20 protein-coding genes are annotated in these 26535 nt (G+C 63.1%); 7 read left to right on the plus strand and 13 right to left on the minus strand.

Annotation, left to right across the window (positions count from 1 at the left end; all coding sequences use genetic code 11):
- Positions 1–46: 46 nt before the first annotated feature.
- A complete protein-coding gene (locus tag GTP90_RS12395; RefSeq protein ID WP_161083828.1) occupies positions 47–2377 on the minus strand; it encodes a TonB-dependent receptor in 2331 nt (776 codons plus the stop codon).
- Between the two features lie 541 nt (positions 2378–2918).
- Between GTP90_RS12395 and tal the strand changes: the two genes are divergently transcribed.
- From tal to GTP90_RS12420, 5 genes are all read left to right on the plus strand, one after another.
- Complete coding sequence (gene tal, locus GTP90_RS12400; RefSeq protein WP_254451840.1) at positions 2919–4001, plus strand: transaldolase; 1083 nt, start codon at positions 2919–2921, stop codon at positions 3999–4001.
- A 120-nt stretch (positions 4002–4121) separates the two neighbouring features.
- The gene (locus GTP90_RS12405) at positions 4122–5117 is read left to right on the plus strand and encodes a BMP family lipoprotein (protein ID WP_161083830.1); all 996 of its coding nucleotides are present in this window, start codon (positions 4122–4124) and stop codon (positions 5115–5117) included.
- Between the two features lie 99 nt (positions 5118–5216).
- Entirely contained in the window at positions 5217–6746 is a 1530-nt protein-coding gene (locus GTP90_RS12410) for an ABC transporter ATP-binding protein (RefSeq protein WP_161083831.1), read from the plus strand.
- On the plus strand, positions 6743–7822 hold the full coding sequence (locus tag GTP90_RS12415; RefSeq protein WP_161083832.1) for an ABC transporter permease: 1080 nt from the start codon (positions 6743–6745) through the stop codon (positions 7820–7822). The genes GTP90_RS12410 and GTP90_RS12415 overlap by 4 nt, the downstream gene beginning before the upstream one ends.
- 7 nt (positions 7823–7829) lie before the next feature.
- Complete coding sequence (locus GTP90_RS12420; RefSeq protein ID WP_161083833.1) at positions 7830–8801, plus strand: ABC transporter permease; 972 nt, start codon at positions 7830–7832, stop codon at positions 8799–8801.
- On the opposite strand, the gene GTP90_RS12425 is transcribed toward GTP90_RS12420, so the two are convergent.
- The 4 genes from GTP90_RS12425 to GTP90_RS12440 form a co-directional block, all read right to left on the minus strand.
- The gene (locus GTP90_RS12425) at positions 8798–9157 is read right to left on the minus strand and encodes a c-type cytochrome (RefSeq protein ID WP_161083834.1); all 360 of its coding nucleotides are present in this window, start codon (positions 9155–9157) and stop codon (positions 8798–8800) included. The genes GTP90_RS12420 and GTP90_RS12425 overlap by 4 nt on opposite strands.
- Positions 9154–9609, minus strand: a complete 456-nt coding sequence (locus GTP90_RS12430; RefSeq protein WP_161083835.1) for a helix-turn-helix domain-containing protein — start codon at positions 9607–9609, stop codon at positions 9154–9156. The genes GTP90_RS12425 and GTP90_RS12430 overlap by 4 nt, the downstream gene beginning before the upstream one ends.
- Positions 9606–9914 (minus strand): type II toxin-antitoxin system HigB family toxin, encoded by a 309-nt coding sequence (locus GTP90_RS12435; RefSeq protein ID WP_161083836.1) that lies wholly within the window; start codon positions 9912–9914, stop codon positions 9606–9608. Before GTP90_RS12435 ends, GTP90_RS12430 begins: the two co-directional genes overlap by 4 nt.
- Positions 9915–10002: 88 nt before the next feature.
- The gene (locus GTP90_RS12440; RefSeq protein ID WP_161083837.1) at positions 10003–10587 is read right to left on the minus strand and encodes an NUDIX domain-containing protein; all 585 of its coding nucleotides are present in this window, start codon (positions 10585–10587) and stop codon (positions 10003–10005) included.
- A 76-nt stretch (positions 10588–10663) separates the two neighbouring features.
- Between GTP90_RS12440 and GTP90_RS12445 the strand changes: the two genes are divergently transcribed.
- A complete protein-coding gene (locus tag GTP90_RS12445; RefSeq protein WP_161083838.1) occupies positions 10664–11434 on the plus strand; it encodes a DeoR/GlpR family DNA-binding transcription regulator in 771 nt (256 codons plus the stop codon).
- A gap of 27 nt (positions 11435–11461) precedes the next feature.
- Here GTP90_RS12445 and GTP90_RS12450 read toward each other — a convergent pair whose 3' ends face one another.
- Both GTP90_RS12450 and GTP90_RS12455 read right to left on the minus strand, forming a co-directional pair.
- Positions 11462–13564 carry a methyl-accepting chemotaxis protein gene (locus GTP90_RS12450; RefSeq protein WP_161083839.1) on the minus strand — a complete coding sequence of 701 codons (2103 nt, stop codon included), beginning with the start codon at positions 13562–13564 and terminating at the stop codon, positions 11462–11464.
- A gap of 19 nt (positions 13565–13583) precedes the next feature.
- Complete coding sequence (locus GTP90_RS12455) at positions 13584–14369, minus strand: TorF family putative porin (RefSeq protein ID WP_161083840.1); 786 nt, start codon at positions 14367–14369, stop codon at positions 13584–13586.
- 241 nt (positions 14370–14610) lie between these two features.
- On the opposite strand from GTP90_RS12455, the gene GTP90_RS12460 reads away from it, so the two are divergent.
- Positions 14611–15507: a transporter substrate-binding domain-containing protein gene (locus GTP90_RS12460; protein ID WP_254451841.1), complete on the plus strand. Its 897-nt coding sequence runs from the start codon at positions 14611–14613 to the stop codon at positions 15505–15507.
- A 6-nt stretch (positions 15508–15513) separates the two neighbouring features.
- On the opposite strand, the gene GTP90_RS12465 is transcribed toward GTP90_RS12460, so the two are convergent.
- The 6 genes from GTP90_RS12465 to guaD all read right to left on the minus strand — a co-directional run bounded on the left by GTP90_RS12465 (position 15514) and on the right by guaD (position 26520).
- Positions 15514–16593, minus strand: coding sequence for a S1/P1 nuclease (locus GTP90_RS12465; RefSeq protein WP_161083841.1), 1080 nt, complete (start codon positions 16591–16593; stop codon positions 15514–15516).
- Entirely contained in the window at positions 16590–17816 is a 1227-nt protein-coding gene (locus GTP90_RS12470) for a phospholipase D-like domain-containing protein (protein ID WP_161083842.1), read from the minus strand. The genes GTP90_RS12465 and GTP90_RS12470 overlap by 4 nt, the downstream gene beginning before the upstream one ends.
- An 8-nt stretch (positions 17817–17824) precedes the next feature.
- Positions 17825–19522 (minus strand): bifunctional metallophosphatase/5'-nucleotidase, encoded by a 1698-nt coding sequence (locus GTP90_RS12475; RefSeq protein ID WP_161083843.1) that lies wholly within the window; start codon positions 19520–19522, stop codon positions 17825–17827.
- A gap of 163 nt (positions 19523–19685) precedes the next feature.
- Positions 19686–23108 (minus strand): TonB-dependent receptor, encoded by a 3423-nt coding sequence (locus GTP90_RS12480; RefSeq protein ID WP_161083844.1) that lies wholly within the window; start codon positions 23106–23108, stop codon positions 19686–19688.
- Between the two features lie 608 nt (positions 23109–23716).
- Positions 23717–25195 (minus strand): amidohydrolase family protein, encoded by a 1479-nt coding sequence (locus tag GTP90_RS12485; protein WP_161083845.1) that lies wholly within the window; start codon positions 25193–25195, stop codon positions 23717–23719.
- Positions 25196–25212: 17 nt separating this feature from the next.
- Entirely contained in the window at positions 25213–26520 is a 1308-nt protein-coding gene (guaD, locus tag GTP90_RS12490) for a guanine deaminase (RefSeq protein ID WP_161083846.1), read from the minus strand.
- Positions 26521–26535: the final 15 nt, after the last annotated feature.

Consider the following 26535-nt stretch of genomic DNA (forward strand, 5'->3'; position numbering starts at 1 on the left):
CGCACATCTTACGATGCGCGGGGATTTTCACATAGCGGTCAATTCCTTAGAAGTTGACCTTGAAGGTGCCGCCCCAGGTGCGTGGCTCGTTCAACATGCCGGTCAGGTTGTCGAAGTCGATGGCGCCGATGACCACGCGCTTGTCGGTGATGTTACGGCCGAACAGCGCTGCCTCGTATTTGCCGTTGCCCCACTTGTAGCCTGCACGTACGCCGCCTTCGGTCAGAGGACGGGCCTTGTACTCAGGCGCCTCGTACAGGAAGAAGTTGTAGCTGCTGCGGTAGGTCCAGTCGGTGTAGGCATAGAACTCGCCGTTGCCGATCTCCTTGCTGTACTTCAGGGTGAAGTTCAGCTGGGTCTTCGGCGCGCGCGGCAGCGGGTTGCCGTTGATCTTGGACGTGCCGGCGAACGGGCCCGCCGCATTGGTCGGCGTGCAGCCGCTCAGGTGCGTCGGGTTGTTGCCGTAGTTGCCGCAGTACTGCACGAACAGGTTCGGATCCTTGATCTCGGTGTCGTTGTAGCTGCCGCCCAGGGTCATGCTGAACTCGTCGCTCAGGTTGGCCTGGAAGTCCACTTCAACGCCCTGGCCAGTCACTTTCTCAGCATTGATCAGCTGGTTCATGTTGACCGAGCCGCTACCCGCGGTCAGCTGCTTGTCCTTGACGCGGTACTGGAACACCGACGCGCTCAGTCGGGCGCGCTTGTCGAACAGGTCCTGCTTGATGCCGGCTTCATACGACAGCGCTTTTTCCGCGCCGGCAAACGATGGCTTGTCGCCCAGGCCGTTCAGGCGGCCCTGCATCGATGGCGCGCGGTAGCCGGTGGCCACGCGGCCGAACAGGTTGGTGGTCTTGCTCAGCTCGTAGGTGCCGCTCAGGTCCCAGCTCAGGTTGTGCGAGGTGTTTTCGATGCCGAACGGGCCGGACATCAGAGGCGGTTCGTAACGCAGGGCCGAGAATTCCTTCTTGTCGGTGGTGTAGCGCAGGCCGCCGCGCACCTTCAGCTTGTCGCTGACGGTGTAGTTCAGCGAGCCGAATGCCGCCCACGATTTGGCGTGCTGGAACTGCTGCGCGAAGTTCGGGCTCTGCGGATTGCCCGGCGCGAAGGAGTTGAAGCCGATCGAATCGATCTGGATGTCTTCGTTGAAGAAGAACAGGCCGCCGATCCACTGCAGCGGACCCTTGTAGTTCGACTCGGCGCGGAACTCCTGCGAGAACTGCTTGTGGTTAGGCAGCAGGTCGGCGGTCTCGACCGGGAACGGAATCGCGCCCGGGCCGGCCGGCAGCACCTGGCAGCCGCCGATGTTGCAGCCGTAGCCGCCATCCACGTCGGCGCGGCTGTTGAACTTCAGCGTTTCATAGCCGGTGATCGAGTGCAGCGTGATGTCGTCCAGGTTGTACTTCAGGCGGATGTTGCCGCCCTTGGTGGTCAGCTTCTGGTAGTTGATGCCGTCGGTCGGGTAGGAGCTGTAGTCGAAGCCATCGACCAGGTCGCTGCTGCCCTTCTTGATGATGTTGGCGCGGAACAGCGTGGCGCTGCCGTGGTAGTCGCGCTCGTGGTAGTTGAACAGCGCGCTGAAGTCCTTGTTCGGCTTGACCAGCGCCTGCAGGCGGAAGGCGTTGTCGCCGTAGCCTTCGAAGTCCTGGGTGCCCTTGTTCGCGGTTGGATTGGTGTTGTGCACGCGGTTGCCACGGTGCTGGCTGGTGCCCGAGAAGCGCAGCGCGACCACATCGTTGACCGGAATGTTGAACATGCCTTCGGCGGTCTTGGACGAGTAGTTGCCCAGGCCCAGGGTCAGGTAGCCCTCTTGCTTGAAGACCGGCTTGGCCGAGTCGAACTTGATCACGCCGGCCGGCGAGTTACGGCCGAACAGCGTGCCCTGCGGGCCACGCAGCACTTCGACCTGGTCCACGTCGAACACCGGGAAGCCTTTCAGCATGGCGTTTTCCTGGACGATGTCATCCATCACCAGGCCGACCGGCTGGGACGCGTTCAGGTCGAAGTCGGTATTGCCCAGGCCGCGGATGTAGAAGCGCGGGAAGGTGCGGCCGTAGTCCGATTCCACGTTGACGGACGGCGAGCGGCCGGCCAGGAAACGGATGTCGGCGGCGCCCGAGGTCAGCACGTCGAGCTTGTCGCCCTTGAGCGTGGCGATCGACATCGGCACGTCCTTGATGTTTTCGGCGCGGCGCTGCGCGGTCACGATCACGGTTTCCAGCTGGCCTTTGGTGGCGGTTTCCGGGGCGTCGGCCGCCGGCTGGCCTGCTGCGGTGGCGGCCGCCGCTTCAGCGGCCATCGCCGCGTGCAGAGGGAATGCGCTTGCAACTGCCAGCGCGATCAGTGTCCGCGCTGCGTAACCACTACTTTTTTTGCTCATGAGTCCTGCTCCCTATTGTGTAGGCAAGGTTGAAATATCACTCCAAAATCTCACCTTCGCCGCGGATCGCGGCGGGCGATGTCCTTGTTTTTTGTTGGTAAAAATGTATCGAAACTACGCTGTTTCGCATAAGAATATGCAAACTACCAACCATGCTAGCATGGAAAAAAATGGCAGAAACTCACATTTTCAACGATGCGATTCATATCAATTTTATATAAATAGCTAAATAAAATCGAATTTGCCCTACATATCGACGCTGATGCATAGTAGTGGACGGCCTAAAAAACGGGCTGTTTAGTACGGCAAAACCACCCCGCTTGCAGCTAAACAAGCGATTTCCAAGCTCCCTCGGGATGCCCCGGCAGCCCCTGAACATGCGGAAATCAAGTTATCCAACAAGCAGGAAATTTTTCCAAACGGACAAAAAAGCAACAGCACAACAATATTAAATTCGGCCTCAACTGTTGCGGCAGTGCGACATGACTCCCGGCAATGGTCGCCGGGACACAATCTTGGACGGTAGATGTAGATGAATAACATGCTCGAACAAAGCCGGCTGCGCGCTGTCGGCGCGCTGGGACAACAAATCTGGCTCGACAACCTGAGCCGCGGCCTGCTCGCCTCCGGCCAACTGGCGCAGCTGATCGCCGCCGACGGCATCCAGGGCCTGACGTCCAACCCCGCCATCTTCCACCACGCCATCCGCCACGACGCCGCCTACCAGGCCGCGCTGCCGCAGCTGCGCACTTCGCTGGCGACGCCCGAGGCGCGCTTCGAGGCGCTGGTGCTGCCGGACGTGCAGCGCGCCTGCGACCTGTTCGCGCCGCTGTACCGCGAGTCCGACGGCAAGGCCGGCTTCGTCAGCTTCGAAGTCTCGCCGCGCCTGAGCCACGACATCGACGGCACCATCGCCGCCGCCCGGCGCCTGTGGGCCGCGATCGACCGGCCCAACGCCATGATCAAGATCCCGGCCACGCCGGCCGGCATCGCCGCGCTGGAGGAAGTGATCTACGCCGGCATCAACGTCAACATGACGCTGATCTTCACCGCCAGCCAGATCCAGGCCGTGCGCGCCGCCCACCGCCGCGGCCTGGCGCGCCGCCTGCAGGACACCTCCTCGGTGCAGCGCATCGCCAGCGTGGCCAGCGTCTTCATCAGCCGCATCGACGTCGCGGTCGACGCCCTGCTGGAGAACTCGGCCGACGAGACCGCGGTCGCCCTGCGCGGCCGCGCCGCCATGGCCGCCGCCCGCATCGCCTACCACGACTGGACGAACGACGGCGGCTTCGCCGTGTTCGCGGCCTTCGGCGCCACGCCGCAATGGCTGCTGTGGGCCAGCACCGGCACCAAGCACCCGGACCAGCGCGACGTGCGCTATGTCGAAGGCCTGATCGGCCCGCACACCATCAACACCGTGCCCGACGCCACGCTGGCCGCCTTCCGCGACCACGGCGAGGCGGCCGCCACGCTGCTCGACACCGACATCGACGCCGACCGGGCCGTGATGGCGCAACTGGCGCGCCACGGCATCGATCTGGAAACGGTGGGCCAGCAATTGCTGTCCGCCGGCCTGCTGCAATTTGAACAAGCTTTTGACCAACTGCTGGCGCTGACGGCGTAAATCGGCCGCCATCTCCGAGGCAAACCTCTAAAAATCAGGGATTTGCCGCGATAAAGCGGCCTCGAATTACATGTTTCGTCCAATAAAAATATACAATATCGATCTTCCAGGAGCCTATTCATGAAACTTTCACAACTTAGTTTGACGGTTGCAGCACTGTTCATCGCTGCCAGCGCGTCCGCGGCTGACCCAAAGCTGGGCATCGTGTATGACGCAGGCGGCAAGTTCGACAAGTCGTTCAACCAGTCCGCTTTTGAAGGCGCCTCGCGCTTCAAGAAGGAAACCAACATCAATTTCATCGAGGTGCAAGCCTCCAGCGACACCCAGGCCGAGCAAGTGCTGCGCGGCCTGGCCCGCAAGAACCTGGACATGATCGCCTCGATCGGCTTCGCCCAGCAGGCCGCCGTGCAGAAGGTCGCCAAGGAATTCCCTAAAGTGCGCTTCGTGCTGATCGACGGCGTGGCGCAAGGCGCCAACATCAACTCGATCACCTTCAAGGAAGAGGAAGGCTCGTACCTGGCCGGCGTGGCCGCAGCCATGGCGTCGAAATCGAAAAAGCTGGGCTTCATCGGTGGCGTCGACATCCCGCTGATCCGCACCTTCGCCTGCGGCTACGCCCAGGGCGCCAAGGCGGTCAACCCGAAGATCGAGATGAACTCCAACATGGTCGGCACCTCCTCCGATTCGTGGAACAACCCGGCCAAGGGCGGTGAGCTGGCACGCTCGCAGTTCGACCGTGGCGTCGACGTGGTGTTCGCCGTGGCCGGCGGTTCGGGCCTGGGCACGCTGCAGACGGCCAAGGAAAAAGGCAAGCTGGCGATCGGCGTCGACTCGAACCAGAACGGCCTCTATCCCGGCACCATCCTGACCTCGATGGTCAAGCACGTCGACGTGGCCGTGTACGACGCCTTCATGCAGATGAAGAACGGTACCTGGAAGGCCGGCGTCACCGCCAAGGGCCTGAAGGAAGGCGGCGTCGATTGGGCGCTGGACGAGAACAACCGCAAGCTGATCACGCCGGAAATCGAGAAGCGCGTCATGGGTGCCCGCAAGGACATCATCGACGGCAAGGTCAAAGTCATCGACATCCGTTCGGGCGCAGCCTGCCCGGCCTGACCCATGTTTGAACATTGAGCGCGCCGCCGGGGACACTCCCCGTGCGGCGCGTTTAACATTTTGCGTATTTTTATCTAACCCCGCACCGAAAACGATCCTATGCAGCCAGCAGTAGAATTTCGCGGCATCTCCAAGCATTTCGGAGCCGTCAAAGCGAACACGGACGTCAGCTTCACCATCGCCAAGGGTTCCATCCACGGCCTGGTGGGCGAGAACGGCGCCGGCAAATCGACCCTGATGAGCATCCTGTACGGATACTACCGCGCCGACGGCGGGGAGATCCTGCTCGATGGCCAGGCGCGCCGCATCCACAACAGCCAGGAAGCGATCGAGCTGGGCATCGGCATGGTGCACCAGCACTTCATGCTGGTCGAGAACATGACCGTGCTCGATAACGTGATGCTGGGCAGCGAGGGCGGTTTCAAGCTCAAGTCCAAGCGCGCCGCCGTCGAAGCGCAGCTGCGCGAGATCTGCACCCGCTACCGCCTCGACGTCGATCCGCTGGCCACCATCCACGATCTGTCGGTGGGCGCGCAGCAGCGCGTGGAGATCCTCAAGCAGATCTACCGCAGCGCCAACATCCTGATCCTGGACGAGCCGACCGCCGTGCTAACCGCTCAGGAGACCGAGTCGCTGTTCGAGATCCTGCGCCTGTTCAAGGAACAGGGCAAGACCATCATCCTGATCACGCACAAGCTGCAGGAGATCCTCGACATCACCGACACCGTCACCGTGATGCGCGGCGGCCGCGTGATCGGCGCCGTGCCGACCGCCGGCACCACCAAGGAAGACCTGGCCAACATGATGGTCGGCCGTCCGATTGAGAACAACCTGCCGCGCGCGCCCTACAATCCGGGCGCGCCGGTGCTGCAGGTCGAAGGCCTGCAGCTGCAGGACGAACAGCAGGTCAAGCTGCTGGCCGATATCGGCTTCACGCTGCGCGCCGGCGAGATCGTCGCCATCGCCGGCGTGTCCGGCAACGGCCAGAGCGAGTTGATGGAGATCCTGTCGGGCATGCGCCTGCCGACCTCCGGCAAGCTGGAATTCCTCGGCAAGGCGCTGCCCTTCGCCGGCCGCTCCGACGCCGACGGCTTGCCGCGCACCTTCCGCGACCTGGGCATCGCCCACATTCCGGAAGACCGCCTGCGCGACGGCGTAGTGAAGGCCTTCTCGGTCATGCACAACACCATCCTCGGCTACCAGGACAAGCTGAAAAACCGCTGGGGCCTGTTCGACTTCAAGGCCATAGCCGCGCGCTGCGCGGAGCTGATGAAGAACTTCGACGTCCGCCCCAACAACCACGACCTGCGTATCGGCCTGCTCTCGGGCGGCAACCAGCAAAAGGTGGTAATCGCCCGCGAAGTGCTGGCGCAGCCCAAGCTGATGCTGGTCGGCCAGCCGACGCGCGGCGTCGACATCGGCACCATCGAAAGCATCCACAAGCAGCTGCTCGCGCTGCGCGATTCCGGCGTGGCGATCTTGCTGGTGTCCGTGGAGCTGGAAGAAGTGCGCGCGCTGGCGGACCGTATTTTGGTCATGTGCGGCGGCCGCATCACCGGCGAACTGAAAATTGAAGAATTCGACACGACCCGTATCGGCTTGCTGATGGGCGGGATGCACAAATCATGAATAACCACGACCTGCCACGCTGGGCAACCGCGTTTGTAATGCCCATCCTGAACCTGCTGTCGGCCCTGTTGGTGGCCGCGCTGGTGATCTACCTGCTGGGCGAAAGCCCGGTCGAATCGATGGGCATCCTGATCAACAGCGCCGTCGTCAATCCCGAAGGCTTGAGCTACACGCTGTTCTACGCCTCGACCTTCATCTTCACCGGCCTGGCGGTTTCGATCGCCATGCAGGCCGGCTTGTTCAACATCGGCGCCGAGGGCCAGATGTACTTCGCGGGCCTGGGCCTGACGCTGGCCATGCTGGCCTTCGACAGCTCGCTGCCGATGTGGCTACTGATCCCGGTCGGCATGATCGGCGCGGCCTTGTTCGGCGCGCTGTGGGCCTTCCTGCCCGGCTACCTGCAAGCGAAACGCGGCAGCCATGTGGTGGTCACCACCATCATGTTCAACTACATCGCCGGCGCGTTGATGAACACCGTGATCGTCAAGTACCTGGTGCCGGCGGGCGAGCAGAATCCGGCCAGCCGCGCCTTCAGCGCCGCCGCCGAGATGCCGCGCCTGAACCAGTGGTTCCCGGTGCTGGGCGAGACGCCGCTCAACATCAGCTTCTTCCTGGCGATCATCGCGCTGGTGATCTATGGCGTGATGGTGTCGCGTTCCTCGTGGGGCTTCAAGCTGCGCGCCACGGGCTTGAACAAGCACGCGGCGCACTACGCGGGCGTCCGCATCAGCAAGATGATCATCACCGTCATGCTGATCTCCGGCGCGCTGGCCGGCCTGGGCTCGGTCAACTCCATCATGGGCTCGACCCACTACCTGTCACTGAACTTCGTCGGCGGCGCGGGCTTCGTCGGCATCGCGATCGCGCTGATGGGACGCCAGCATCCGGTGGGGATCTTCCTGTCGGCCGTGCTGTTCGGCGCGCTGATCCAGGGCGGCTTCGACCTGTCGCTGGAAAAGCAGAACATTCCGCCCGAAACCTTCATCTTCATCCAGGGCCTGATCATCCTGTTCTGCGGCGCGATGGAGAACTTCTACGCCCCGGCCATCGCCGCCCTGATCAAACGGAAGAAGTGAGACCGACATGACTTTTGAAGACCTCCAAATCGGCAGCATCCTGGTATCGACCGTGCGCAACGCGCCGGTGCTGATTTTCGCCGGCATGGCCGGCCTGTTCGCCGAACGTTCGGGCGTGATCGACATCGGCCTGGAAGGCAAGATCCTGGCGTCGGCCTTCGTGTCGGCGGCCGTGGCCTTCGCCACGCAGAACCCCTGGTACGGCGTGGCCGCCGGCATGCTGGTATCGGTGCTGCTGGCGACGCTGCAAGCCTATGTCGCGATCACGCAGAAGGGCAACCAGCTGGTGGCCGGCATCGCGATCAACATCGCCATGAGCGGCCTGACCTTCGTGGTCGCGCAGTTCTTCTTCCAGCAGGGCGGACGCACGCCGGACCTGGGCCAGGCGCGCTTGTTCGACGTGGTGCTGCCCGGCAGCGCGGCGGTGGAAGGCATACCGTTCATCGGCTGGCTGTACGCGCACCTGATCGGCGGCCATTCGGTGCTGGTGTACCTGGCGTTTGGCCTGGTGCCGCTGGTGCATTGGGTGCTGTACCACACGCGCTTCGGCCTGCGCCTGCGCGCCTGCGGCGAGAACCCGCACGCGGCCGATGCGGCCGGCGTCAGCGTCGAGCGCCAGCGCTATATCGCGATGCTGATCGCGGGCGTACTGTGCTCGTTCTCGGGCGCCTACCTGGCGATCGTGCAGAGTGGCTTCTTCCTGCGCGATATGTCGGCCGGTGCCGGCTACCTGGCGCTGACCGCGATGGTGTTCGGTAACTGGCGTCCGGTGTACACCTTCCTCGGTTGCCTGATGTTCGGCTTCTTCGGCGCGGTGCAGATCCAGATCGAAGGCGTGGACCTGCCGGTGGTGGGCCGCCTGCCAGGTTCGCTGATCCAGATGGTGCCGTACGTGGTCACCGTGATCGTGCTGGCCGGTCTGATGGCCAAGTCGGTGGCGCCGAAGGCGCTGGGTACGCCGTTCGTCAAATCGCGCTAATGCAGTGAACGCAAATAGGACAGCAGGTCGGCGACCTGCTGTTCATCCTTGATCCCCCAAAAACGCATGCTGGTCCCCGGCACCACGTCGTGCGGCGCGCGCAGGAATGCGGCCAGCGTTTTCTCGTCCCACACCAGTCCCGACTTCTTCATCGCTTCCGAGTACTTGTAGTCCTTGGTCGACGCCGCGCGCCGGCCGACGATGGCGTTCAACTGCGGCCCGAAGCCACCCTGCGCATAAGTCCCGACCTGATGGCAGGACGCGCAGCGCTTGAACAGCGCCTCCCCCACCTTGGCATCGCCCGCCGCCGCAGCATGGCCGGCGGCCAGCAGCACCGCTAAAAAATATGTTCTCATGCGTTGATGGTAGCGCTTTTCAGGAACACCGTAGCCGGCACGCCGAACAAGCTTGCCAGTTTTCCCGCCAAGTCGCCATCAATTTTGCGCCGCCCGGCAAGCACCGCATCCAGCTCGACCTGATCCATTATCCCATGAAAGTCCTCCGCAGTCCGTTCGCCCTGCTCGATGAGAAACGCCAGCATCTCGTGCGGTTCACTTTCCGGCATCGGGTAGCGTTTTTTTTCATATTCACTGATCATTTCCCCTAGCAAGTCAAACAGACTGGATAAGGGATGAGAGGGTTTTTCATGAACAGCATTCCAAATTGCATCCAGTAATTTCAACGCATCCCGATGATCCGCGTCAGTCCGCAAAGGCCGCAAGTTTGTAAGCCGCTCAAATGACAACCAAGCAGCTTGAAGTTCAGCAATGTCAGGCCCAACAGAACCTGGATCGCTCGGATTGTTCATGATTTAATTTCTCCCTTTAGAAACCGCCGGGTCCACTTGTCATATTCGGAATGGGTCAGCACCCAGCGGATCTGCGCAATGTCTCTGCTATATTCAATTCTCGAAATGATGCGATAGTTGTTGCCCCCGACGTTAAATATCGTGAACGGTGCGGCGTAGTCCGCATGCCGAAAAGTTCGCCGAAGATGGACATAGTCAGGGAAAAAAGCACCTGCCATTACTTTCCGCCAATGAGCGATGGGAATCCGCGCGTTCGGATGACGCATGCAGAAATCATCAAGCAGGTTGGTGGCGATCAGTTGCATACGCCACTGTATGACTGTAGTCCTTTTACCGATTGAGCGCACACAAAGTGTGTGGCCGGGGCTGCGGATTTTTGCGGCCCAGTTCGGTTCAGGACGCGGGCATCAGATGCAGCGCGGCGTATTGCAGCAGCATGATGGTCTTGCCGTCGGCGATGCGGCCGTCGGCCATCATCTGCATCGCTTCCGCCATCGTCAACTCCAGCACTTCGATGTCCTCGCCCTCCTCCTCGATGCCGCCGCCGCTGCCGATGCGCGACGCCGGCTCGTATTCGGCCACGAAGAAGTACAGCCGCTCCGTCACCGAGCCGGGACTCATGAAGGCTTCGAACACCTTGCGCACCTCGCCCACGCGGTAGCCGGTTTCCTCCTCCACCTCGGCCTTGATGCGCTCCTCCGGGCTGGCCCGGTCCAGCAGTCCGGCGGCGGCTTCGATCAGGAAGCCGTCATGGCCGTTGCCGTAGGTCGGAAAGCGAAACTGCCGCACCAGCACCACCGTGCGCCGCTCGCGGTTGTACAGCAGGATGGTGGCGCCGTGGCCACGGTCGTAGGTCTCGCGCGTCTGGCGCTGCCAGCTGCCGTCGTTGCGGCGGTAGTCGAAGGTGGTCTTTTGCAGCAGGAACCAGTCGTCGGACAGGGTCTCCACTTTGTGGATGCGGATGCGGTCTTCGGGCATGTCGATCTCCTTGATCAAGGTTGCGTTTTTTTACGATATCATGCAATATCGTGCAACATCAAGAAAATTCATGCACATGCTGACACGTCAACGCAAGGAACTGCTGATCGCCCGCCTGAAACAGGACGGCCAGATCGTCGCAAAAACACTCAGCGAGGAGCTGGGACTATCGGAAGACACGATCCGCCGCGACCTGCGCGAGCTGGCGGCGGAAGGCCTGCTGCAGCGGGTGCACGGCGGCGCGCTGCCGCTCGACCTGCCCGCCTCGCCGGCGATGGGCAGTTTCGCCCAGCGCCAGCAGCTCTCGAGCGACGCCAAGCCCGCCATTGCGCGCGCGGCGGCGGCCATGATCGCGCCTGGACATGTGGTGTTCATCGACGGCGGCACCACCGCCGTCCAGCTGGCGCGCGCGCTGCCGCCGGCGCTGCGCTGCACCGTCGTCACGCACAGCCCGAGCATCGCTGTGGAGCTGGCCGGGCATCCGCTGATCGAAGTGATCCTGATCGGCGGCCGCCTGTTCAAGCACTCCATCGTGGCGATGGGACCGTCCGCGCTGGAAGCCATCGCGCAGATCCGCGCCGATATCTTCTTCATGGGTGTGTGCAGCCTGCATCCGCTGCAAGGCATCAGCACCGGCGACTACGACGAGGCGGGCATCAAGCGCGCCATCGCGGCGGCGTCGGTCAGGACGGTGGTGTTGGCGTCGCCCGAAAAACTCGACACCGCCTCGCCGTTCCAGATAGCGCCGCTGGAGCGCGTCGGCGCGATCGTGGTCAACGCCGGAGTGTCCGCAGCGCTGCTGGCGCCCTACCGCGAACTGGGCATCGAGGTGGTGCTGGCGTCCTGACAATCGGAGCTTGGCGGCGCTGGCTTTTTAAAACTCCTCCCACTCGCTGTCGGCCTTGGCCGGTGCCTTGGGCTTGTCGGCGACCACGCGCTTCGGCGCGGCCGGCAATGCCGATGCACGGGCCACGGGTGGCGCCACGCGCCGCGCCACCGGCGCTGGCGCACGCGTCGCCGGAGCCGCCACCGCCGGGCCACGATCCAGCTTGAACACGCTGACCGCCTGCGCCAGATGGGCCGCCTGCTCCTGCAGGCTTTCCGCCGCCGCAGCGGCTTCCTCCACCAGGGCGGCGTTCTGCTGCGTCACGCCATCCATCTGCACGATGGCCTGGTTGACCTGGGCGATGCCCTCGCTCTGCTCCGCCGTGGCCACCGTGATCTCGCTCATGATCGCCGTCACGCGCTGCACGCTGGACACCACTTCTTCCATCGTGCTGCCGGCTTCGTCGACCAGACGGCTGCCGGCAGCCACCTTGCCGACCGAGTCGTCGATCAGCTGCTTGATCTCCTTGGCGGCGGCCGCGCTGCGCTGCGCCAGGTTGCGCACTTCCGACGCCACCACCGCGAAGCCACGTCCCTGCTCTCCCGCGCGCGCCGCCTCCACCGCCGCGTTCAGCGCCAGGATGTTGGTCTGGAACGCGATGCCGTCGATGACGCTGATGATGTCGACGATCTTGTTCGACGAATCGTTAATCGACGCCATCGTCGCCACCACCTGCGACACCACCGCGCCGCTGCGCTGCGCCACCGCGGACGCCGACCCGGCCAGCTCGTTGGCCTGACGGGCATTCTCCGCATTCTCCTTGACGGTGCTGGTCAGCTGCTCGACCGAAGCGGCGGTTTCCTCCAGCGCGCTGGCCTGCTGCTCGGTGCGCGCCGACAGATCGGAATTCCCGTGCGAGATTTCAGCGCTGCCGCGCGCCACGTTCTCGGCGCTGTCGCTCACCTGCACCAGCACATCGTGGATGTTGCCGACGAATTGATTGAAGCCATTGCCGATCACGGCCAGTTCGTCGCTGCCGTTCACCTCCAGCTTCACGCTCAGGTCCGCGTCGCCGCTGGACAGTGCCGTCATCCGCGCGGCCAGGGTGCGCAACGGCGCGGTCAGGCGGAACAGCACAGCGATCAGCACCAGCGCCGTCGCCACCGCACACACCACCGACACGATCAGCGTGTACATCAGCAGCTCGCGCGCGGGGGCCAGCGCCACGCTTTTCGGGAAGGTCAGCTGCACCGACCACGGGCCGGTCTCGGGGTGGATGAACAAGGGCTGCAGCAGGTGCACCAGGCCTTGGCCGTCCTCGTATTCGTAAGCCTGCCCTTGGCGCACGCGATCGAGGCCGGCCGCCGGTATGTCTTCCGCCTTCTTGCCCAGCTTTTCGGCGACCGGATGGCTGGCATACAGGCCGCCATTGGATATCAGGCTCAGTTTCGCGCCGTCGATCACCTTCAATTCGTTGAGTATCCTGGTCAGGCGCGTGAGCATGAAGTCGGCGCTGGCGGTGCCCTGGAATTTACCTTCGATCATGATCGGCGCCACCAGGGACGCCATCAGCGTGGGCTTGCCGTCCACCGGATAGACATACGGTTCGGTGAAAAATACCTTGCCGTTCCGCTTCGGGATGTCATACCAGTCGTTGGCGCCAGGCGCGCTATCGAACACGATCGGCTCGACGTGGGTGCCGCCGCCGCTGGCGCGGGTCCAGTAAGGCATATAGCGGCCGCTGGGATCGTACAACGGCAGCTTGCCGGCGAAGTCGGCATCCTTGCCATCCAGCGCATTCGGTTCCCAGGTAACGGCGGAGCCGATCAGGTCTTCCGACCCAAGCAGCGTGGCCTTGACCATCTCGTTGACCTGGTCGCGCGACAACGCCTGGTTGGCGCCGCGCGTGCCGCGCATGGCGCCGGCCAGGTTGATCACCGACGACAGGTTACTGGCAATGCGCGCCTGCAGCGCGCCCGCCACTTCCCGCGCCGAGGTGCGGGCGAGGTTCATGGCCGCCGCCTCGGCGCTTGCGCTGCTGCGGATGCCTATCACCGTGGCGGTGATGGCGAGGCTGATCACCACCAGCGCGGTCGCCGCTGCGCAGATCTTGCCGTTCAATGAAAGAGAGGTCGAAAAAACTCTGGACATATAAGGTCCCCGAAAAAGGTCAGAAGGTCCGGGTAAGTGCCAGCACCAGCGTGCCGTCGGCCGGGTTCGAGGTTTCGATTACGCCGGCGGAATTGGGTATCCCCAGCGTGTAGTTGTCGTAGGCGCCGGTCTTGCCGTGCGCCTTGGTGTACGCGGCCGACACGGCCCATCCCGGCGCCAGCACCTTGGTCACGCCGGCCTTGTAATCGCGCCAGCTCCACATGCTGTTGTTGGCTACGCGGCCATGGCCGAAGTGCAGGTTGAGCGTATAGCCTTCGCCCAGGTCGACATTGGCGCCCAGGTCAAGGTAGCCGGTGCCGCGCGCGTTCTCGATACCGAAGAACTCCTTGGTCACCGTGTAGTTGTACTTGGCGTAGGCGGCCTTGTAGGTCAGCCCCAGCGCCAGCTCCGCATAATCGTAGGTGGTGTGGGTCGCGTGAATCTCGGCGCCGGGATATTTGTAGTAGTAGACGCCCGCACTGTAGCCGACATCGCCGGCTGCGCCGCCGTAAGCCCCGTAAAGGTCCCACTCCAGCGTGCCGTTTTCGACGAAGCGGTTGCTGACGTTGGACAGCCAGGTACCAGCCGAGAAACCACCCGGGCCAGTGTAATCGAAGCCGCCCTGCAGCGCGGGCTTGCCCCATGTCTGGCGAAAACCGCGCGAGATATATTGGGATGCCAGCGTCACGTTGGCGGTAACCGGCGAGGACGCGGGAACCGGATCGGCGGCGGTCTGCGCCGATACAGGCGCACTCGCGGCCAAGGCCAGGGTGCTGGCGATGCTTACCCAAAATGCATACTTCATATTTCGACACCTCCGACTGCGTTGAAAGACAGGCGATAGCCTGAACGAGCGGCGGGGATTGGGCCGGGGTTGCACATGTGAGCGCAACTCTAGGATAGACAGTTTGCCCAGATTAAGTCAATTGTATGGGGAGGAAGCGCGACGATCCGTTGTTATCCCACCGCGCCGAAAAATTTGGCGTCGCGCCGCCCGGCGTGGCACACTAGCCATTTGAAAAGTTGCGGGCGGCATGATGCGGAACATGGTGGACAGACTGCGGGGAATATGGCGCGCGCTGCTGCTGTTGCCCTGCATGCTCACGTCCCCGGCCTGGGCCGCGACTCACTTGACCTATCCGCTCACCAGCGGCGGCATCGACAGCCGCTACGACTACGACTGGGCGGTGTTGCGCGCCGCGCTGGAAAAAACCACGCCACGCTATGGCGTGTTTGAACAACACCAGTCCGACGTGGCGATGTCGCCGCCGCGCGTGGTGCAGGAGATGACGTCGTCGTCGGGACGCATCAACATCTTCGTGCGCGCCACCTCGCCGGAACTGGAGCGCCAGTTCATGCCGGTGCGGCTGCCGGTCGACCGCGGCCTGCTGGGCTACCGGCTGCTGCTGATACGCGGCGCCGACCAGCAACGCTTCTCCAAGGTCAAGTCCATCGCCGACTTGCGGCATCTGCGCGCGGGCCTGGGCCAGGGCTGGGCCGATGTTCCCATCTTCGAGAAAGCCGGCGTGCCGGTGGTTGAAGGCAGCAGCTACGACGGGCTGTTCGCCATGCTGGAAGCGGACCGCTTCGATTTCTATTCGCGCTCGGCCGACGAGGCGCTGCGCGAGTTCCAGGAGCGCCATAACGCCCATCCGCGGATGGCGGTGGAACAAACGCTGCTGCTGCACTATCCGCTGCCGCGCTACTTCTTCGTGCGGCGCGATGCCGAAGGCAAGCTGCTGGCCAAGCGCATCGAAGCGGGTATGGAAATGATGATCAAGGACGGCACGCTGGATACGCTATTCCAGCGCTACAAGGGCGACTTAATCAAAAACACGGCCATGCAAAAGCGCCGTGTCATCCACCTCGCCAATCCAAAACTGACGCCACAGACGCCGCTGACACGCGGCGAACTGTGGTTCAATCCCCTCACCGGAAAATAACCCGCCTTACTGCCAGATCGCCTTGAGCACGGCGGCCAGGTTGTAGCCGCCCTGGATCAGCTGCGTCTTCGCGGCGGCCGAACTGGGAACCGGGTAATCGTCCGGCACCGTCAGCGACCAGACGTTAAACACCTCGCCGGTCTTGCTGGTCTGCTGGCCGATGGCGCCGGCCGTAACGCCGCTGTGCGCCAGCTTGGCCACCGCCAGCGACTGGTCGGCCCACGCGTACGGCCAGCTGATTGGATCGCCGGTGTTGGCCTCCACCGCCGGCTTTGACGCGATAACCAGTTGCGCAAACTCCTGCGGCGAGCGCGCGCCGATGCGGCGGAAGACGTAGTTCACCACCGTGGTGTCCCAATACGAATGGAACGGTCGCGTGGCCTGCGGCGCGCGCGGCGGCGTGCCTGGCGCCACGGCCTGCGCGGCCGGCTTGACCTCCGCCGGCGCGGCCGGGATCAGTTGCGCACTGATGGCGCTCATCTTGATGTCGTCCAGCAGCAGGTCGTTGCCGCCACGCGCATCGTACATATGGACCGCGTCGATCTGCGCCTGCTTTTGCGGCACCACGAAGGCGCCGTTCTTGTCGACATAGGCCGCGCCCACGTGCAGCGGCTGCACCACGTCGCCCGCCAGATGCGTCAGGATCAGCAGCGCCTGGCGCGGCGTGAAGTTGTGCGGGTTGCTGGTCTTGTCGCCCTTGCCCTGCAGGGTGGCGATGCACTGCTTGAGCGTCTGCACGATATCGTCGTCGGCGGTGCCGGCGTCGTGGTCGTGGTAGTGCGCGTTCTGGAACGGCACGTCGGTGTAGTGGTAGGTGCTGTGCTGCGGATTGGCGGCGACATAGGCCGTCATCTCTTCGCTCAGCGGACCGCAATACGTGCCCTTGACGCAGTCGGCCCAGGTGGAGATCTTTTCAAGGCTCTCACCCGGCAGCAGCAAGGCCTTCACACGCTGTTCCGCATTGCTGCCCTGGATCAGCTGGTCGGCGATGGCGCCGACGGCGCGGTGGCCGTCATTGCCCCATGCGTGGGCGTTGAACGAAACGAGGGCGCCGCTCAGCGCCACAGTCAAAACAAGCTTGTTCATTCGGGGCTGCCTTTGGCGGGTTTGGCGTACTTCCTGTTGATGTCCAGCGGCTGGGCGTACGGCGAGTTCCACGTCTGCTCCTGCAGCGCGGCCAGGCGCTGCGCCATTTTCTCGTTGCGCATCACCACCTCCAGGTTGCGCGACAGGTCCATGTAGCCGCCGCTCCAGTTACTGGTGCCGACCCACGCCACCTGGTTGTCGATCACCATGGTCTTGCTGTGGATGACGCGCGCGAACGGAATGAAGCCGCTGCTGGCCACCGGCAGCGTGACCACGCGGATCTCCACGTTGGGCAGCACGGCCAGGCTTTTCAGGTAGACCAGCGCCGGCTCTTCCAGGTTCCAGTTCGACACCATCAGTTTGATCTTTACGCCACGGTTGGCGGCGGCGCGCACCGCGTTGTCGATCACGGCGTAGTAAGGCCGCGTGCCTTTCGGGCCGTAGCTCAGCGGCGCGTAGTCCAGCAACTGCACCCGCACTTCGTTCTTCGCTTCGGCCAGCAGCGCCGGCAGGCCCGCTTCGGAATCGCCGACGCCGGCCGGGTTGAACTGGTTGGGGCTGGACAGCAGGAAGGTCGACTGGTGGATGTCCGGCGTGGCCACCTTGACGTTCAACGCCGGCGCCACCAGGCCCTGCGCGGTGATGGCCTGCGCGCGCCAGTCCTGGTTGAACACCGCCTGCACCTGGCCGACGATCTTCGCGTCGGTGATGCGCAGGCCAGTCTCGTGGATATGCTCAAACGAGCGCCAGTCGAAGTTCTGGCTGCCGATGTAGGCGATGGCGCCGTCGACCACCAGGTACTTGGCGTGCAGGATGCCGTTGCCGGTCAACTTGTTGAAATCGATGATGCGCAATTCCAGGTTCGGTATCGCCTTCAAGCGCTCGATGGTGGCCTTGTCCGACAGGCCGACGCCCTTCTGGTCCAGCAGGAAGCGGATCTTGACGCCCCGCTTGCCGGCCGCCTCCAGGTGCTCCACCACTTTGTTGAAGACGCTGCCCTCATGGCCGACCACGTAGAACTGGCCGATCGCGATCTCGCTTTTGGCGCCGTCGAACAATTCAGTCCACACGGTGGCCGGGTCGCGCAAATCAGCGCTGTGCAGCGGGGTCTCCACCGGCGCGGTCTGCACCAGTTCAAAACCGGGTATCGAAAACTCGGCGCGCGCAGGCAGGGCCGACGCCAGCAACGCTGGCAACAAAACGGAAAGTAAAACGCGACGCATGGTGACTCCTAAGGTTGTTGCAGGCGCTTGATGCGGCCCTGTGTTTCGCTACGGCCGGCCGGCTTGCCATATTGCTCGCGCCGGGTCAGGTAATCGGTCAGCGCGTCGATGTCGCGGATATTGGTCATGGCCTGGTTGCTGCCCTGCGTGAAGGTGGGGAAAGCGTCGCCGCCCTCGGCCAGGAAGTTGTTGACCACCACGCGGTAGACCGTGCCGTTCTCGATCGGCACGCCGTTCAGCGTCAGGGTATCGGCCAGCACTTTGCTGCCCTCGCCGCGACGCGGGTCCCAGGTGTATTTGAAGCCGTCCGACACCTGCAGCAGGCCGCGCGTGATATCGCGGCCGCCGCTCCACTGCTGCTCCAGCAGCTCGCGGATCTGCGAGCCGCGCAGGTTCATCACCACCAGCGAATTCGTGTACGGCAGCGCCGCCAGCAGCTGGCCGACGTTGACGCGGTTGCCGGCGCTGGTGTCGAGGTCATGCCGCAACGAGCCGTTGTTGACGAAGGCGATCTGCGCGCCGTACGGGCGGCCGGCCGCCAGCGTGGCGTCGGTGACCAGGTCGCCCAGCGCGGATTCGCCGTCGTCCTGTTTTTCGCGCGGCACGCTCGGCACGGCCAGCGCCGCCACCGGACGCGCCAGCGCGGCGGCGCTGCGGTCGCGGACTTTTTTCATGTAAGCGTCCAGCGCCGGATCGGCGGGCCAAGCACCGGGAATCATCACCTCCTGTTTGGCGCTGACGTCGCGCAGCGTATTGCTGGCCGTGTCGACGGTGAGCGTGATGCGCGACAGGACGTGGCCGCCCATGTCCGACTGCGTCACCAGGCGCCCGTCCACGCGGCACAGGTAGCCGCGGTGCGAGTGGCCGCTGACGACCAGCCGGATCGCCGGATCGAGGCGCTTGACCACATCGACGATAGGTCCGCTCAAGTGGCTGCATTCCTGCTGGTCGAATTTATCGGTGGTGCGGCCGCCCTGGTGGATCAGCACCACGAACACGCCCACGCCCTGCTTGCGCAGTTCCGGCAGCTGGCGGTTGATGGCGTCCGCCTCGTCGACGAAATCCAGGCCGGCGATGCCGGATGCCGGCGCCTTCTCGGTGGCCTCGCGCAGCACTGCGCCGATGAAGCCGATCTTGACGCCATGCGCCTGTTCGATCTTGTAGGCCGGCAGCACCGGCTTCCTGGTCACCATGTCGATGACGTTGGCGGCCAGGTACTGGAACTTGGCGCCACTGTAGGGGTTCTCGAATTTGCAGGCCTTGTCGGCGCGCGGCGAATTGCAGCCGCCCTTTTGCTGGCGCAGCAGCTCCAGGCGCCCGGCGTCGAATTCATGGTTGCCGACCGAGCTGGCGCGCAGGCCCAGCAGGTCCATCGCGCCGATGGTCGGCTCGTCGGCCCACATCGACGAGATCGCGGGACTGGCGCCGATCAAGTCGCCCGCGCCGACCAGCAGCAGTTCGGGATCGGTCTTGCGCCAGGCCTGCAGCGCCGCGCCCAGCGTGTCGATGCCGCCGGCGACGATGGTGCGTTCGCCGCGGGCATAGGCGCTGTCGAGCACGTATTTGCTCGCTTCGAGATTGCCGTGGAAATCGTTCAGCGTGACCAGTTCGACTTGCGCCGTGCCGGGCTGCTGTTGGTGTGTTGCGCAGGCGGCCAGCAGGCTCGCCAACAGCAGACCCGCCACAGGACTCAGATATTTTTTCATTGCATACTGCTCGGAAGAAAGTCGATATTTTACAGCGCCAACGGGCTGGCGACGCCACTCGCGGCGGGATGACATAGTACGTTACACGCCCGAAAAAAAACGACGGCTGATGTCGCCATCAGCCGTCGTTTATCCTGGCAGTGCCGGTTACGCTAAGACGAGATTAGAACTCGTACTTGACGGTAGCCTGGATGGCCCACTGGGATTCGCCTTTAACCTGGCGAACGTCCAGCGCTTCCACCGCATCGCGGACTTTGTAGATGTACTTGCCGCTGGCATCCAGACCGACGTAGTCGACGAAGCTGCGAGCTTGAGCACCGGCAGGCTGGAAGCCCACCTCATTGATACGGCCCCATTTCTTGTTCAGCAGGTTGCCGAAGTTGAAGATGTCCAAGGTGAACGATGCTTTGTTGTTCTTGTACAGGCCTGGGATTTCCTGCGACAGGCGCAGGTCGAAGGTGTTGGTCCATGGTGAGAAGTCGGTGTTACGGCCGACAACGCCACCAGCGGCTTGCTTCAGTACCTTGTTGCTGTTGACCACAGACCAGAACTTGTCTTCATTGGCGTGGTTGCTGGCGGTGTCGCCTGCGAACACGACCTGGCCCGAACCTGGCGCCGAAGGGATGAACATCAGGTCGTTGCCGGCCAGACCGTCACCGTTCAAGTCGTTGTTGATGGTCCAGCTGTATGGCTTGCCGGCGCGGCCTTCATAGAACATGCCGACGGTGGTCTTGTACGAACCGAAGAAACGCTTCTGGAAGTTGATCAGCGCGTTGATACGGTCTTTCACCAGGTAGCTCGAGTTGGCGCTGACATCTTCGTTCGGGTTGAACACCGAACGGCCGCTGAAGTTCGAGCTCGAGGTCGACGAGGTCAGGCCCGACACTTCTTTCGCATCGGTGTAGGTGTAGGCCACCGACCAGGACAGGCCGTTGGTCATCGGACGGCTCAGCGACAGGGTGGCCAGGCTGCTGCCGCCCTTGTCGGTGCCGGTCGCCACCAGTACGTTGGTGTACGAACGGTTGCTCAGTGCCTTGCTGGTATTACCGGAGCAAGTCGTGCCGGTGTTCACAGCGACGCCGGCGGCAGTCCAGCAGGCAGCGTTGAAACCTTGCGGGCTGTAATACAGCTCACGACCGTCGGTACCAATTTTGGTGGCGGCGCCCAGGTTCAGGTTGCGATAGTAGATCGCATCCTTGGCCGTGGTCTTCAGGTATTCCACGCCCACCACCAGGCCATACCATGGCAGTTCGGTGTCGAAGGCGATATTGCCCTTCCAGACCGATGGCTGTTTCAGGCCAGGGGCCAGTGCATCGACTGCCGCCGCTGGCGCGGCGCCGGCGAAGTTGGTCGGCTGCTTGTTGATGTCGGTGCTGAACGTGCCGCCGGTGGTCGGGCAAGCGGGGAACGAACCACCGCAACCGACGCTGCGGGTCAGCACGCCAGGGTTGGAGAACGGGTTGGACAGCCATACGGTTGCAGCCGCACCCTGGAACAGGCCGAAGCCGCCGCGTACTTGCATCTGGCGTGGGCTGTCGAAGGTGTAGTTGAAGCCGGCGCGCGGCTGCCAGATGTTCTGGCCGTCGAACGTGGTGGTGTTGTCCAGACCGAAGCCGCCGGTCTGGCGTGCGCCGGTGGCCGGGTTGCCTGCGACCATAGGTGCGGCAACCGCATCGTTGCGGGCCGGACGGTCGCTGACGCGGGTGGCGTCCATGCGCACGCCGTAGCTCACGGTCAGGCGCGGGGTCACGGTCCAGGTGTCTTGCACGAAGGTGCCATAGTTTTTCATGCTGAACTGCGACACGGCTTCATCCAGCGTGTGGCCTGGCAGCGCGACCTGGGTGCTGTACGACGATGGACGGCCGGTCTTGAAGTTTTCCAGTACGGCTTGTTCGATCTGGGCGGCAGAGGCCTTGCCGCAATCGAGGCTCTTGCCGCCCAGGAAGGCGTACGCCCAGTTGTTCTGGCACGAGAAGGTGTAGTTGCCCCAGACGTTTTGCAGGAAGGCGTTGTACACGTCGTTCTTGGAGTAGTCGCCACCGAACTTGACTTCGTGCTCGCCCAGCGACCAGTTGGCGCCCAGGTAGGCGTCCTTGGTCTTGGTGCCCAGGATGTTGCGCTGACGGCTGTTGTCGGTGCCGAAGTTCAGCGTACGCGACGTGGTCGGCACATTGGCCGCGGTGCCGTCCGGAGTCGGACCGGTGATGCTCAGGCCGATCAGCGGCAGTTGCGAATTCAGTTTAGGGATGCTGTCGTAGTCGCGCGACGAGACCTTGAACTCGGTCGAGAAGTTCGGGGTCCAGTCGGCGGTCCACTGGCCAACCATGGTTTCAATGGTTTTGCCCTGCGAGTACCACTCGGAGTTCAGCGACAGGCCGGTAGCGGACATGCCGGTGAATTGCGGCTCAGATTGCTTGGTCTTGGAGTAGCGGAACATCGCACGATGGTTGTCGTTGATATTCCAGTCGACCTTGACCAGGCTGTCGTCGACGGTCAGCTGCGAACCGGTGACCTGGCTGAAGTCGCCCGTGTCGAAGCCGTAGGTGTTCTTGGCGATGGCGGTGGCGCCAGCGATGGTCGACGGCGCGATGCCGACGTTGGTCACTGCGCTGCCGATCGGGCCGAATGCCGGCGCGGTACGGGTCGATTCCAGCTTCTCGTAGGCAGCGAAGATGAACAGCTTGTCCTTGATCAGCGGGCCGCCGACGGTGGCGCCCTTGGTGGTTTCCTTGAACGGCGCCGGCGCGAAGTAGGTGTCGGTGGCGTTGTTGTAGCGGTCGCCGGCCAGGCGGTCGTTACGGAACACGTAGTAGACGTTGCCCTTGACGGTGTTGGTACCGGACTTGGTCACGGCATTGATGTTACCGCCGGTGTAGCCCTTCTGGGTGACGTCGTAGTTGGCGACGTTGACCTGCACCGACTGGATCGCTTCGATCGAGATCGGCTGCTTGGCGGTCGGGGAACCGTTGGATTCCAGGCCGAAGGTGTCGTTGACGGCCACGCCGTCGATGGTCAGCGAGTTGTAGCGCGAGTTCTGGCCGGCCACGGACATTTCGCCGCGTTCCTTGTCGGTCTGCGAAACGCGTGGGTCGGAACGGGCGTAGTCCTGCAGGTTGCGGTTGATCGAACCCTGGATCGCCAGTTCGGTCGCGGTGATGCTGGTGCCGGCGCCCATGTTGGTCTTCGAGAACTTCTCCGAACGGCCGCCAGCGGTGCCGGCGATGGTCACGGTTTGCATCTGCGCGCCCAGGGTGGCATCCACGCTGGCGGTCTCGGCCAACTGGGTGTACACGTTTTCGCGTTTCTCGGAGATGCCGTCCTTGGTGATCGTGATCGTGTACGGACCACCGGTACGCAGGCCGCGCTGAACATAACGGCCTTCCGCATCGGTGACGACGGTGCTGACGGTGCCCGACTCGACGTGCACGATGGATACGGTGGCGCCAGCGGCTGGCTTGCCGTCCGCAACCGAAATCCGGCCACCGATCGCCGAGGTGGTGTTCTGTGCGAAGACCGGCGCTGCCGCTAGTGCGATAGACAGGCTGAGCGCGATTTGCGTCAACTTGAGCCGTTTATGATTGATCATTGTATAACCCCAAAATGGACTAATAGTTATTCGGAACCCTTGCTGATGGCAGGTATTCCCTCTTTACGATTGCTGCAAACCGATTAATTGCCCAAAGCTCAGCGCGCCAAGGGCAGCGGGTGAGTGTAAGGACGTAATATGTCAGGGTGATGACGTATTTATGACAATTCTGTGACATCCGCGCAGGCGCGGTGAGGACCGTAAGAAAGGCAGAAATCTTGCCTTTTTGGATCAATTTTATCCAACTATGCATTAATGAAAATTGTCTGACAAATACGATTTAATTTATGAATTTAGACGTTATATATATAAATAGTGGGAATCGTGTTCGGCGCCAACGTTGCAGACGGTCAACAAAAACAATAGGGCGAAATTATAAGTCAGCCCCAGTTGAATGAAATCTTTTCATTGCCAAAATAGGGGCAAGCCCGAGGATGCCCACTAATTTCTGTAGCTTGATCACCACATTATCGCCCTTCTTCTGCGAAAGGATGCGTCGATCGTGGATTTTTTGACAACAACTGAACGCCGCTGTCGAGGGGAAGTTTTTTGTAACAAACGCTGGGCGCCTGTGGACTGAACGCCACAAGCGCCCGCGCGTCCGCCACTCAGCGTGCGGCGGCGCCCGCTTGTGCCGCGGCGATGGCGGCCTCGAATTTGACGAACTTGCCGTCCAATGCCTTCAATAAACGTTGTTTATCAACATCGGCAAGGAAGGAATAGCGGATGCTGTCGTAGGACAGTTTCTTGATCTCGGCATAGTTCGGCTTGTAGCGGGAAGCGTACAGCACGTATTCGCCGGACAGGTTGTTGCGCGAGACGCCGGCGTCGTCCGTCGACAGCACGAACGGCACGCCATACTTGCGGTACAGCGTGACCGGATGGGCCTCGCCCTTCACACCCAGGATGAACTGGTTGCTGGTCAGGTTGACCTCCACCGGGATGCGCTGGTCGCGCATTTTTTTCATGATCGCCAGCGAGTCCGTCTCGTGCGCGATGTCAATGCCGTGGCCGATGCGGCTGGCGCCGGCGACGTCGATGGCGTCCTTGATGTGGAAGGTCAGGCCCTCCGGCGGCACCACGCCCAGCGCCAGTTCGCCCGCATGCAGCGCCAGTTTCACGCCAGGCTGCTTCGTCTTCAGGAATTTGAACATGCGCATCTGCAGCGCGTAGTCGCGCATCGAGACGTTGACGCTCTCCTGTCCAACGATGTTCACGCCGACGATTTTCGGATTGGAGGTGGCCAGCTTGAAGCTCGACACCATCTGCGAGAACACCTGCGATGGCGTCAGGAAGCGCAGCGCGAACGGCTGGTAGCGCAGCGTGAAGCTGGCGTCGTCGATGCCGGCGCCGGCGGTGTCCACGTTTTTCAGGTAGGACGCGATCCAGCCCTGGAAGTCGCCGTTGGTTTCCAGCTTGGCGGCGTAGGCGGCCAGGTCGGCGTCGGTGATGGCGCCGGCGGCTGCCTTGCGGTCGAAATCGGCGTCCTGCGCCATCGGCGCGATCTCGTAGATGGTTTCGATGTAGCTCAGGTTTTCCTGGATGGCGCGCTGCTTCAGGCGCTGCAGGCCGTCGGCCGCGTTGGTCGATGAGACCGGGCCGAAGAAGCCGAAGGTGTCGAAGAACTGGCGGTCCGGCGGCGATTGCAGCGCGCCGTGGTTGTAGAAGTCCTTGTCCGCCCAGCGCTGCAGCAGGTTGGCCAGCACGGTGTTATTGTTCATCACGTCCTGGCCGGACAGGCAGACGCGGTCCGCCAGCGGCTTGGCCTGTTCGGCGGTGGCGTCGGCCTTGCTGGTGTCGATCAGGTAGGTGTTCTTGTTGACGCAGTAGCCTTCCTTGTCCACCCACTCCAGATACTGCTCGGCGTAGATCGCGCCCGAGTAGTGGTGGTGCAGGTCGCCGCCCTTGGGCATCATGGTCAGGAACATCGTCAGCTCGGCCGTCTTGGGCTCCGGGCCCGCGACCAGCGCCGCGAACTGGCGCTTGGTGATCTCCTCGTTGCTGACTGCTTGCGCGCCGTGCGGCAAGGCGCAGAACAGGGCGGCGGCGATGGCGGCGGCCTTCAGGCTGGCGATATTTTTTTGCATGAGTCTTCCAATGTGGTTTAAGTCATTATGCGGGCGTGCACCTGGCGGCCGGCCGAATAGGTGGCCGCCACGGCGCGGTCGTCACCCAGCAGGGCCAGCGCGAACAGCAGTTCCTCCAGGCTCGCGCCGCGCGCGGTCCGCCGTTGCAGCAGCGGCGTGGCTTGCGGATCGAGCACGATGAAGTCCGCCTCGGCGCCAACGGCGAAATTACCGACCGTGCCTTCGAGCTGCATGCTGCGCGCCGCGCCCAGCGTGGCCAAATAAAACATCCGCAGGGCCGGCAGGTAACTGCCCTTCAGTCGCGCTACTTTATAGGCTTCATTCATCGTTTGCAACATCGAGAAGGAAGTACCGCCGCCCACATCGCTCGCCAGCGACAGCAACACGCCCGCCTGGTCGGCGCGCTGGAAGTCGAACAGGCCGCTGCCGAGGAACAGGTTGGAGGTCGGGCAGATGGCGGCGGCCGACCGCGTTTGCGCCATGCGAAGGCGGTCCTGCTCATTGAGCCAGATGCAGTGGCCGTACATGGCGCGCGGCCGCAGCATGCCGTAGCTGTCGTAGACGTCGATGTAGCTGCGCGAGTTGGGGAACAGCTCGCGCACCCACGCGCATTCGGCTTCGTTCTCGGAGACGTGGGTCTGGATGAAGGTGTCGGGATAGGCGCGCGCCAGTTCGCCCGCCAGCTGCAACTGCGCTTCGGTGGACGTGGGCGCGAAGCGCGGCGTGATCGCGTACAGGGCGCGGCCGCGCTTATGCCAGCGCCGGATCAGCGCCTCGGTGTCGCGGGCGCTGGATTCGGCGGTATCGCGCAGGAAGTCGGGGCAGTTCCGGTCCATCATCACCTTCCCCGCCACCATGCGCAGGCCGCGCTGTTCGCTGGCGGCGAAGAAGGCGTCCACCGATTGCGGGTGCACGGTGCAGTAGACCATGGCGGTGGTGGTGCCGCAGCGTAGCAGCTCGTCGAGGAAGAAGTCGGCCACGCCGGCCGCGTGGGCAGGGTCTTCGAACTGGCGCTCGGTGGGGAAGGTGTAGGTCTCCAGCCAGGGCAGCAGCCCATCCGACGGCGAGGCGATCATGTCGGTCTGCGGATAATGGACGTGGGTGTCGATAAAGCCGGGCATCAGCAGCTTGCCGCTGTAGTCGTGCCGCCCGGCGCCGGGCGGCAGTGTGGCGCGCAACGTGGCGTAGTCGCCCGCCGCCTGCACTTTGCCGTCGGCGACGATCAGCAGGCCGTCTTCATGCCATGCGTGCGACTGTGCGCTGAACGCCGGATCGGCGAGAAAGTGCAGCAAGCTGCCGCGGTAGGCTTGCAAGTTGTTAGGCATGGCGATGTCCTGAAG

Origin of the sequence: Duganella vulcania (assembly GCF_009857655.1) — a bacterium.
GTDB lineage: Bacteria > Pseudomonadota > Gammaproteobacteria > Burkholderiales > Burkholderiaceae_D > Rugamonas > Rugamonas vulcania.